General features: G+C 66.7%; 13 protein-coding genes and 1 pseudogene. 7 read left to right on the top strand and 7 right to left on the bottom strand.

Features of this window, described 5'->3' with window-relative positions:
* Positions 1 to 55: 55 nt before the first annotated feature.
* The 6 genes and pseudogenes from KB201_RS16470 to KB201_RS16450 form a co-directional block, all read right to left on the bottom strand.
* The gene (locus tag KB201_RS16470) at positions 56 to 763 is read right to left on the bottom strand and encodes a hypothetical protein (RefSeq protein WP_211539826.1); all 708 of its coding nucleotides are present in this window, start codon (positions 761 to 763) and stop codon (positions 56 to 58) included.
* 275 nt (positions 764 to 1038) lie between these two features.
* Positions 1039 to 1359: a DUF2742 domain-containing protein gene (locus KB201_RS16465; protein WP_211539825.1), complete on the bottom strand. Its 321-nt coding sequence runs from the start codon at positions 1357 to 1359 to the stop codon at positions 1039 to 1041.
* On the bottom strand, positions 1356 to 1625 hold the full coding sequence (locus KB201_RS25255) for a DUF6011 domain-containing protein (protein ID WP_374193945.1): 270 nt from the start codon (positions 1623 to 1625) through the stop codon (positions 1356 to 1358). Before KB201_RS25255 ends, KB201_RS16465 begins: the two co-directional genes overlap by 4 nt.
* Positions 1626 to 1707: 82 nt before the next feature.
* A complete protein-coding gene (locus KB201_RS16460; RefSeq protein WP_211539824.1) occupies positions 1708 to 1905 on the bottom strand; it encodes an excisionase family DNA-binding protein in 198 nt (65 codons plus the stop codon).
* Between the two features lie 319 nt (positions 1906 to 2224).
* Positions 2225 to 3364, bottom strand: a complete 1140-nt coding sequence (locus tag KB201_RS16455) for a site-specific integrase (RefSeq protein WP_211539823.1) — start codon at positions 3362 to 3364, stop codon at positions 2225 to 2227.
* Positions 3365 to 3518: 154 nt separating this feature from the next.
* A pseudogene (locus tag KB201_RS16450) lies at positions 3519 to 4073 on the bottom strand (alcohol dehydrogenase catalytic domain-containing protein); the annotation flags it as partial.
* Between the two features lie 171 nt (positions 4074 to 4244).
* Between KB201_RS16450 and KB201_RS16445 the strand changes: the two are divergent.
* From KB201_RS16445 to KB201_RS16415, 7 genes are all read left to right on the top strand, one after another.
* Entirely contained in the window at positions 4245 to 5111 is an 867-nt protein-coding gene (locus KB201_RS16445) for a helix-turn-helix transcriptional regulator (protein ID WP_058249684.1), read from the top strand.
* A 116-nt stretch (positions 5112 to 5227) separates the two neighbouring features.
* Positions 5228 to 5638 carry a globin domain-containing protein gene (locus tag KB201_RS16440; RefSeq protein ID WP_082652828.1) on the top strand — a complete coding sequence of 137 codons (411 nt, stop codon included), beginning with the start codon at positions 5228 to 5230 and terminating at the stop codon, positions 5636 to 5638.
* Between the two features lie 109 nt (positions 5639 to 5747).
* Entirely contained in the window at positions 5748 to 6917 is a 1170-nt protein-coding gene (locus KB201_RS16435) for an LLM class flavin-dependent oxidoreductase (RefSeq protein ID WP_058249683.1), read from the top strand.
* Position 6918: 1 nt separating this feature from the next.
* Positions 6919 to 7332: an SRPBCC family protein gene (locus KB201_RS16430; protein WP_058249682.1), complete on the top strand. Its 414-nt coding sequence runs from the start codon at positions 6919 to 6921 to the stop codon at positions 7330 to 7332.
* Positions 7333 to 7400: 68 nt separating this feature from the next.
* A complete protein-coding gene (locus KB201_RS16425) occupies positions 7401 to 7937 on the top strand; it encodes a flavin reductase family protein (RefSeq protein ID WP_078113737.1) in 537 nt (178 codons plus the stop codon).
* Positions 7934 to 9190 carry a 3,4-dihydroxy-2-butanone-4-phosphate synthase gene (gene ribB, locus KB201_RS16420; RefSeq protein WP_211539822.1) on the top strand — a complete coding sequence of 419 codons (1257 nt, stop codon included), beginning with the start codon at positions 7934 to 7936 and terminating at the stop codon, positions 9188 to 9190. Before KB201_RS16425 ends, ribB begins: the two co-directional genes overlap by 4 nt.
* Positions 9191 to 9556, top strand: coding sequence for a hypothetical protein (locus KB201_RS16415; RefSeq protein WP_058249680.1), 366 nt, complete (start codon positions 9191 to 9193; stop codon positions 9554 to 9556).
* Between the two features lie 32 nt (positions 9557 to 9588).
* On the opposite strand, the gene KB201_RS16410 is transcribed toward KB201_RS16415, so the two are convergent.
* Positions 9589 to 10407 (bottom strand): LuxR C-terminal-related transcriptional regulator, encoded by an 819-nt coding sequence (locus KB201_RS16410; RefSeq protein ID WP_249145790.1) that lies wholly within the window; start codon positions 10405 to 10407, stop codon positions 9589 to 9591.
* Positions 10408 to 10443 lie beyond the last annotated feature (36 nt).

Below are 10443 nucleotides of genomic sequence, written 5' to 3'. Positions count from 1 at the left end.
AGGCCCTCGGGCAACTAGCCCTGGCCTACCCCGACCGCATCGAACCCCACCTCAACTAGACCCAACCAGCAACCACAGGAAACCCAGGAGTCACGTTCTTACACAGACATCTTGACAAGCTCGGTTCCCGTTCTCCTGTCGGAGACTTCGCCCGCACCCCTCCGTGACGGTCCTTGTTCACCGTCACGTAGGCGGTCCCGCCCCGACCCGGCACAAATGCCTCCTTGGCCTTCACGCGCAGGGACACACCCCCGACCGCACGACGTTTCGCCGGAGATCCTGTCGGCCCCGATGCGCGTGACTCGGCACCCTTCGCCAAGTGGTCGATCAGAACCACGCATGCGCCCGTCCTCACCAACGGTTTGATGACGCGGGTGTGCGTGGTGGTGAAGTCGTCGCCCGAGTTCGATGACGCTTTGAACATCGGTAGGAGTTCCCCGAGTGAATCCAGGCCGATCAGGTCCGGAGTCCACGTGTGGCAATCGACCACGACCTGCATCAGTTCGGCCGGCCCATCGGGCTCGATGTACCGGAACCGATCGAGAGCGCCCAAGACGTCGACGGGCACACCGAGCTGCAGCAATCGAGCCGCGGTGGATACCGCGCCGTTGTGGTCCATGTCGATGAACAGTCCCCGACCACCACCCATCAGGGTCTCAGCGAGCGCGCACAGCAAGATCCACGTCTTGCCCTCTTCCGGGTCGGAGAACAGCAGATTCAGTTGCCCGGAGTAGAAGAGACCGACCCCGTCGTCGCGGCGCATGACGGACGGCACTGGAGGATCGGGTAGCTCCCCGGCGAGCAGCGCGGCGATGTCGAAGTACGGCGCCCGCTCCGGTGGTTCTGGAAGGTGGTTCCGGTTCCGGGTACCGGTATCAGAACCAGAACCACTAGGTGGTTCCGTGGTTCCAGTACTAGGTTCCGGAACCGGAACCACTTGCGTTTTCGCGCTGGTACTAGCTTCGGGAATGTGCTGGTCAAATGGTACGGAACTGGTTCCGGAACCAGTAGAACGGGTGGTTCCAGGGTGGTTCTGGCTCACACGCTCACCCGCTCGATGTAGGAACCGGACTTGAGAGCCTGGTCCCGGTCCCGGACTCGACGTGCAACGGCGCCCCAGTCGTCAGCCTGGGAGACTTCCACCGCCGCGGCCTTTGACTTCCGGCGGCGGTCGTCGATTGCGGCAACGCAGTCCTCGAGGACCGCGCGGGTGCCGGCATGCAGTACCGCGAGCATCTTCGCCCGGTCGCTGTCGGCAAGATCGCACCATGCAGGCGATCCGGCCGCGGGCGCAGGACCGCCGTGCGTGCCTACGATGCGCTGAACGTACGAACGGACCTCGGTGTAGGCGTCACTCATGGGCGCACCGCCTTGCGTCGACACTTCGGACCTACCACCGCTGCAACAGATTTCGGTGCTGTTAGCGGGTGCCCGCAGACGCGGCATGGGATCGACACGGTGAATCCGAGGTCGGTCGCGGCCTGCACAACGGCGCGTTCATAGATTTCGTCGGCGGTGGGTGACGTGATGCGAAGATCGGGGCTATGCTTGTCGTGATCCGCCGCCCATGTGGATTTCCGAGCCCCGCCGTTCGCCCCGGCGGGGTTTCGTTTTGTCTGAGTCATTCCACGTCACCGCCAACGGTGTCGCCGTCGTCGGCGATCCCGAGATCGGCGTGGTGGTCGATCTGCTCGTAGTTGGCGTGCCTCATGCTGCACCGCCGAAGGGCCTCATTGCAGCATCAACCTCGTTGAGGTCGACTCGAATCACTTTGCGGCCGTTGCGGTATCCGCAGATTCGTCCGTCGGCAATCATTTGCCGAATCGTGCGATCACTGACGCCGAGATAGTCGGCGGTTGTGTTGATTGATGCCCAGCGTCGGGGCAAGGTGGCGGTCTTTCCCACCGGGACCTCCAGAGACGAGAATGGAGAACACCAAGCTTCGCCACAGATGTGCTGTGGTTCTGCTCGACGTTCTCCTCGCCTTAGGGGAAATCGGCCGACCAACCAGGGTCTTTAAAGGAGGGGCCCGAAGGGCCTCCAACGCCGTTCGACCGTTTGGGAAATCGGTTGTCGCTCACTCGACGCGGGGAGGGGCCGTAAACGGCGGCTGACCTGATCCCTGACGCGATACCTACTCGGGTCTAGCGGGTTAGTGTTCAGTTGTCCGACACAATCTTCCGTGTCTAGAACAAGAACAGCACGGTTTTCCGCGATCGGCAAGTTACTCGTTCGGCGTGTCCGGTACTGCTACTAGCAGCGATAGCGCTTCGGCGATCTTTCGATCGCGACCTTTCGCGGCGTGCTGATACTTCATCGCGGCTGATACCGTCGAATGTCCAAGTCGCTGTTGTAATTCCGCGAGCGTGGCACCAGTGAGGGCGGCGAGGACGGCGCCGGTGTGGCGGAGGTCGTGGAACCGGAGATCGTCTCGGCCCGCGGCCCGACGGGCGGGGTAATACCAGCGATAGAGCGAGGTCGGGGTCAGGTAGCCGCCGTTGCCGGCCTCGAACAGCAGCGCGTCGCGTCCGCGACCGACGTGTTGCTCGAGGTGCTCGGTAGCGAGCGGGATCAGGTGCGGCGGAATGTGGACCACGCGGACGCCGGCCTCGGACTTCGGAGTGGTCACGACGTACTGACCGTCGGCACGTCTGATTGCTGCGCGCGTGACTGAGACAGTGCCCTGGGTGAGGTCGATGTCACTTCGACGCAGCTCGATCAGTTCGCCGTACCGCAGGGCGCACCAGGCGGCGAACTGCACCATGAGGCGCAGCCGTTCGGGCATGTTCTCCACGATGGTCATGAGTTCTTCGACTGTCGCCGGCGTTGTGCGTGACTTCCGCTGGGCTGACCCGGCACCCTCGACCCGGCATGGGTTGGCGTCGATGTACTCGGCGCTCACTGCCGAGGACATGATGGTCCGCATCAGGCTGTAGGCGTGCGCCCGCATCGTGGCCTTGGTCGGGAGGAGGTGGGCGTGCCACTGGCGGATCATCGCGGGCGTGATGGCATCGAGGGGTGAGTCACCGAACTCGGGCACGAGGTGCTTGTTGAGTAGTTCGCGGTAGTGGTCGCGGGTGCGGGTCTTGAGTGGCCGGCCGCGGACTGTGCGGGTGTCGAGCCATTCGTCGGCGTAATCGCCGAAGAGCGGGACCACGGGGCGGTCAGCATCGACTGGGTTCCAGAGGTCCCGGTCGATCTCACGGCGGCGGTCCGAGAGCCACGCCTCCGCGTCGAGCTTCGTCTCGAACGTCGATGGCGCCTTGTGCAGTGCCCCGTCGGGGCCGGTGTAGTTGGCTTGCCACCGGCCGCTCGGAAGCTTGCGGAGTCCGCCGAATGCGCGCCGGGTCCGTCTCTGTGCCATGCGAAACCCTCTCGGCGTGCAGAATACGTGCAGAATCAGCTTACAGAATCTGCCGCTTGCTTCCGGGCTCTTCCGGCGCTACTGTCAAGCGTGTTGGCAGGTCACAGACGTGAAATCGCTGACTAGCGGCCCGATCGGCACTCCGCTTCGTTCACTGGTTCGCGGCCAGCACACCGAGCAGCCCGACCGCGCCGTCGCCGACGACGGCCACGGTCTTTCCCGGCCCCACCTTGGCCGCAACGGCACCGAACCAGCCGGTCCCGAGCACGTCCGACGCCGCAAGTAGCGACGGGATGAGGTCGGCGTCGGGCTGACCGGGTGTTGCGACGAGAGTGCCGTCGGCGTGCGGGATCCGCGCGTACTCGGCCTGGGTGCCCAGAGCACCCATCGGCTCGGCGTGCACGCACCGGGACTGATAGCCGGCGCGGCAGATCTCGCAGGTGTTGTCCGAGGCGAAGAACGACCCCACCACGAAGTCACCCACCTTGATCGACGACACCTGGTCCCCGACCTCGGTCACGGTGCCGACGTACTCGTGGCCCATCGGGGCGTGGTCGACGTCTTCGATGCCGCGGTACGGCCAGAGATCCGACCCGCAGACGCAGGTCGCGGCGACCTTGATGATCGCGTCGGTCGGCTCCTGGATGGTCGGGTTCTCGCGATCGTCCACCCGGATCGTGCCGGGGGCATCCATGATCACTCCGCGCATGTGTTCTCCTTCTCGGTCGGGTCCGCCGCCTGTGCGCCCCCATGGGAGCGCACGACGGCAGACGCGGTCACCCATCAAGGCAACCGCATATGTCGCGTCGTCGACAGTTCCTGTCAGGAGGTGTACTGACAGGGCACCCCTCGACATCACCGACCGTCCTACCCTGGGCACATGGACAACCGTGCCGAGGTCCGCGATTTCCTGATGTCGCGGCGCGCGAAGATCTCGCCCGAGAGCGCGGGGCTTCCGGCAGGCGGGAACCGCCGCGTACCCGGACTCCGCCGCAGCGAGGTCGCGACTCTCGCCGGGGTGAGCGTCGAGTACTACTCCCGCCTCGAGCGCGGCACGATCGCCGGCGCGTCCTCGTCGGTCCTCGAATCGCTCGCACGAGCACTGCAGCTCGACGACACCGAGCGCGCCCACCTTCTCGACCTCGCTCGCGCGGCCGACGGCATTCCGGCGTCCGGGCGTACCCGTCGCCGGTCATCGAAGGGCACCACGACGCGCAACAGTCTGCACTGGGCTCTGGGAGCGATCACCGACGCCGTCGCCTTCGTGCGCGACTCGCATCAGGATGTGCTGGCCACCAACCCACTTGGCCGCGCCTTCTATTCGCCGGTCATCGGCGACGGCGGCCGCACCCCCAACCTGGCTCGGTTCCAGTTCCTCGATCCGGCGAGCCGCGACTTCTATCCGGACTGGGACCTGTTCGCCGAGATGTGCGTTGCGATCATGCGGGCCGAGGCGGGTCGCGATCCCCACGACAAGGCCTTACAGGATCTGGTGGGCGAGTTGTCCACGCGCAGTGACACTTTCCGCACCCTGTGGGCCGCGCATGACGTCCGCACCCACGGCGCCGGGACCAAGCGCTTCCACCACCCGGTGGTCGGCGAACTGACCCTGGCCTATGAGGAACTCGCCGTCACCGCCGACCCCGGCACGATCCTGATGATCTACACCGCCGAGCCCGGCTCCCCCAGCGCCGAGCGCCTGCAACTGCTGGCCTCCTACGCCGCCAGCGAGGCCGCCGAGTTCTGATCGGCGGCGGTCCGCCCATTCAGCTGTGGAGCGCCGCGCGCCGTGCTAGATGTTACAGAGATACAGAGTCTGTGTCATTGCCACATTCAGCAGAACCGACGAGGTGCAGCCCCACTATGTTGAACCGAGAAGTGTTGCAAGACAGCCTGTCCCTGGTCATCGACGATGAGCACGAGCTGATGCTCGAGTTCTACGATCGCCTGTTCGACGAACACCCGGAGGTCCGGGCCATGTTCGGCGCCGACCTCCGCCCACAAGCCACGATGCTCCAAGAGGCGATCGGCGCGGTCCTCGATCATCTCGAGGACGCCGAATGGCTCGACCGCACACTCGGCGCGCTGGGGCGTCGGCACAACGACCTCGGTGTCACGCCCGAGATGTACGACTGGGTGGCCGGTGCGCTCATCGCGACGATGGCCGAACGCGGCGGCGCGGAGTGGACCGACGATATGACCGCCGCCTGGAACGACGCCCTCGGTGCGGTCGCCGGCCTGATGCTCGACGCGTATCCGGCCGTCGCCGACTGAACCGGGGCGGCCGGTCGCCGCCACCGAATGTCTACTTTTGCGGACTTATCTCGCTGTGTCCTGAGTCATAGCTTCTGATGTGTACCTCTCACGTCACACAGGAGTTCCGATGACCAGACTGAAGTTCGGCACGTTCCTCGCCCCGATCCACGAACCGGGACAGAACCCGACGCTGCTGCTGCAGCGGGATCTCGAATTCGTCCAGTACCTCGAGCAATTGGGATACGACGAGGCGTGGTTCGGAGAGCATCATTCCGCGGGCGCCGAGATCTACGCGTCGCCCGAGATCATGATCGCGGCCGCAGGGGAACGCACCAGCCGCATCAAACTCGGCACGGGCGTCACCTCGGTCTCGTACCACAACCCGCTCTGGGCGGCCGAACGCATGATCATGCTCGATCACCTGACCCGCGGCCGCGCCCTGTTCGGCCTCGGACCCGGATCGCTCCCGACCGACGCCGCGATGCTGGGCCTCTCCCAGATCGACACCCGGGAGTTGCTCGCGGAGAACACCGACATCATCATGCGCCTCCTCCGCGGCGAGACGGTGACGGCCAAGACCCGCACCCACGAACTGTTCGACGCGAAGATCCAGATGGCCCCCTACTCGGATCCGCTGTTCGACGTCGTGGTCGCCGCGATCGCGTCGCCGACCGGTGCGCGACTCGCCGGCAAGTACGGTATCGGCCTGCTGTCGATCGCTGCCACGCTGACCGCCGACGGTTTCAGTGCACTGCAACATCATTGGGGTCTGCTCGAGGAGTTCGCCGCCCAGGCGGGACGCAGCGACGAGGTGGACCGGTCGACCTGGCGACTGGTCGGGCCCTTCCACATCGCGGAGACCAAGGAGCAGGCCTACAAGGATGTCGAGCACGGCATCGAGTACTGGTTCAACTACCTCCAGCACGTGGCGGCCTTCCCGCAGATGGACGTCCGCGGCACCAACAAGCACGAGATGATCGACTTCATCAACACCTCCGGCATCGGCGTCATCGGCACCGCCGACGAGGCACGTGCACAGGTCCAGCGCCTGATCGACCAGTCCGGCGGTTTCGGCACGCTGCTGATCCAGGGTCACGACTGGGCGAACCCGCAGGCCACCCGACGCTCCTACGAATTGTTCGCCCAGGACGTCATGCCGTATTTCCAGGGGCAGGCGCAACCGATGATCGACGCCGCGGCGCGCGCCCAGGCGGTCCGCGAAGGCCAAGCGGCCGAACACGTCAAGGCCGTCGAGCACATGACCAAGAAGTACGAAGCCGAACTGGGACGGGTGTGACATGGCGAGCATCGAAGTGACCAAGGACTTCCCGCTGTCCGCCGGGGACGTGTGGTCGTGGATCGGTGACACCGGCGGTGTGGCGGCGTGGATTCCGGCCATCGACGCATCGCGGATGGACGGCGACGTCCGTCACGTGGTCTTCACCGACGGCGCACCGGCGCGCGAGCGCATCGTCGCCTTCGACGAGGAGGCGCGCACGTACTCCTACGAGTACATCGACGGCCCGCTCCCGCTCGAGCACTACCGCTCGACCATCTCGGTCACGGCAGTCGGCGACGACACCTGCTCGGTTCACTGGTCAGCGAAGTTCGGCGCCGAATCCGCAACGGTGGAAACCGAACTCGCCACCGCGATCGAAGGTATCTACGCGGCCGCCCTCGACGAGTTGGCCACCAAGGCCGTCCCGGCCTGATCCCGGTTGCCCGGCGGGTGCGTGCGTCCTTGACCCGCACCCGCCGCGGCCGCATCGGAAGGACTTCCATGAACACCAGTCACATCGCCGACGACGTCGCGTCCGTGCACGCCGATGACCAGGCGTCGGTCCGCGACCGATTCCGTGAAGTGCTCGCGCACTTCGGTTCCGGCGTCGTAATCATCACGTCGGCCGGCCCGGACGGTTCGCCCGTGGGCATGACCGTCGGCTCCTTCACCTCGATCTCGATGGAGCCGCCGCTGGTCGGCTTCTTCGCCGGCATCACCTCGACGACGCTGCCGTCGGTCGTGGCGAACGGCTCCTTCTGCGCGAACGTGCTGTCCGAGGATCAGCATGTCCTGGCGCGCACCTTCGCCCGGAGCGGCGCCGACAAGTTCGCGGGCGTGGAATGGACCCTGTCCGGCAACGGCTCCCCTCGGCTGGCGGGTGCACATGCGTGGATCGAATGCACCATCGACGAGCACCGCCCGATCGGCGATCACGAGCTCGTCGTGGGACGGGTCGACGCCCTCTCCGTTCCCGCTGCCAGCGAACCGTTGATCTTCCATCGCTCGCTGTTCCACGGATTGCGGGCACACCGATGAGCCACGAGGACCGTGTGCCCACGGACAGCTCCGCCGGCGTCGAACGGTGTCTCGACCAGCTCCGCCTCGGGCGTCCGGTCATCGTCGTCGACGACGCCGACCGCGAGAACGAGGCCGATCTCGTGATGCCGGCACAATTCGCCGACGTCGACGACATCGCCTTCTTCCTCGAGTTCACCTCCGGCTTCCTGTGCGTCGCGATGACCGCGGATCGTGTTGCCGCACTGGAACTACCTCCGATGGTCGACGACCCGACCGACCCCCTCGGCACCGCGTTCACCGTGAGCGTCGATGCCGCGGTCGGTGTCACGACCGGAATCAGCGCGGCCGACCGGGCGCGGACCATCCGCGCCCTTGCCGACCGCGAGGTCGGTCCGAAAGACCTCACCCGGCCGGGCCACGTGATGCCATTGCGTGCCAGGCCGGGCGGGGTCCTGGAGCGTCGCGGACACACCGAGGCAGCCGTGGACCTCTGCGCCGCAGCCGGTCTCGAACCTGCCGGTCTCATCTGCGAACTCGTCAGCCCCGACCGGCGCGCGATGCTCGGCGGGGCAGACGTCCGGGATTTCGCCGCGCGTCACGGACTCGCGGTGATCTCCATCGCCGATCTGGTGGCCCACCGCCGCGCAGGCCGCTCGGTGGAACGGGGCGCGACCTGCGCGCTGCCGACCGATCACGGCATCTTCCAGGCCACCGTGTACCGATCATCGAGTGGCGCGGAACATCTCGCACTCGTGCGCGGCGAGCCCACGCAGGGCGAACCGCTCGTGCGCATCCACAGCGAATGCCTCACCGGAGACACGCTCGGCTCGCGCCGATGCGACTGTGGCGCGCAGCTGCGAGGCGCACTCCAGCACGTCGCGGACGCCGGAGCCGGGGTCGTGGTGTACGTCGGCGGACACGAGGGACGCGGCATCGGTCTCGCAGCCAAGATCGCCGCCTACCGACTCCAGGACCTCGACGGCGTCGACACCGTCGACGCGAACCTGCGTCTCGGTCAGCCCGTCGACAGCCGGGACTATCGGGACGCGGCGGCGGTGCTGGACGATCTCGGCATCCGACGAGTCCGGTTGCTGACCAACAATCCGGCCAAGGTCGACGGGCTGTCCTCTCACGGCATCGAGGTCATCGAGACGGTCGGACTCGAGATCGAGGCCACCGCGGACAACGCCGGATATCTCGCCACCAAGCGTGACCGGCTCGGCGACCGGCTGACGCCGTCCGTGGCAGCGACATCGACGGCGGTGGTCTGAATGACAGACGAGAAGAACACGGAGAGAGCCGGATTCGGCTCGCTGTTCGAGCGGGTGACGGTGATGCACGCGACCGACCGGTGGGCCGGCGTCGCCGGTGACGTCGAAGCCGTGTTGGGAGCACCCAGGTTCTCCGACGGGTCGGCCTGGGCGGCCTGGGATGCGCTGAGCGTCTCAGACGAGACCGACGGGCCGGCCTGGTCACTCCTCGCGCGGACCGCCGATCTGGCAGCCACGATCGACGTCGCGCGATCACTGGGCTGGCATGTCGGCGAGAGGTCGGTGGGCGGCCACGAGACGCGGGTGCCCCTGCGTTCACCGAACGGGCTGACCGTCGTCGCGTACACACCGACGCCTGCCCCGTGACCGCGCCGGAAGTCACCGCTGCGCCGGGCCGCTCAGCGAGCCCGCCGGCGCGAACGCAGCACCGCGGTCGCGAGCTCGGCCCGGTTGCGCAACCCAGCGGCGTCGAAGATGCGGCTCACGTACTTCTTCACCGACAGCTCCGACAGCGACAGGCGCTGGGCGATCTCGGCGTTGCTCAGGCCGTCGCTGACGAGTTCGGCGACCTCGAGCTGTCGCGGCGTGAGTGCTGCCAGCGGATCGACGGGCTCGTGCGCCGCGGACACCGTCGTGGATCGAGCCCGCAGCTGCCGCGCGAGGATGCGCATCGCGAGCAGGTCCGATTCGTCCCACTTCCGGACGCGGTCGAACATGCCGACGAGGGCCTCACCGTCGGAGAGCGGCAGGTGCAGGGCCGACGCGGTCTCCATGTCGTTGGGGTGCAGATAGTCCACGACATAGGAGCGCTGCGGGACCGGCAGGCGCGACAGTTCGTCGAGGGTCGCGAATCCCTCGGCCGTGAGGACCCGCCGAGCGCGCGGCAGCGCGAAGATGTCCTTGTCGCGCCATCGTTCGCGGTAGTCCCGCAACAGCGGGGCCGCGGCGCCGGTCAGCAGCGGTGCCGGGTCGTCGAAGATCTCGCTGTAGGTGCGGCCGTGGAAGAACGTCACGTCACGAACCCCGAAGTACGTGGAGATGGCCTCGACCAGGCCCTCTTTGAAGTCCTGACCGCCGGCCGCGTGTTCGCACTGCTCGAGAACCGCCAGGACCCCGAGCATCTGCCGACGCGACAGCAGGTCCTGCCATCCCCCGCGAGGCGACATCGGATCGGCGCCGGGCCTGCGTCGGGCGCCCGGCTCAGAACTACCGCGCATAGCTACGAACAGTACCCATCGACCCGTGACCAGCGG

The organism is Gordonia sp. SCSIO 19800, assembly GCF_018132775.1.
Lineage (GTDB): Bacteria > Actinomycetota > Actinomycetes > Mycobacteriales > Mycobacteriaceae > Gordonia > Gordonia hongkongensis.
The sequence above is the reverse complement of the archived record's forward strand: the minus strand, read 5'-3'. Positions and strand labels throughout refer to the sequence as shown.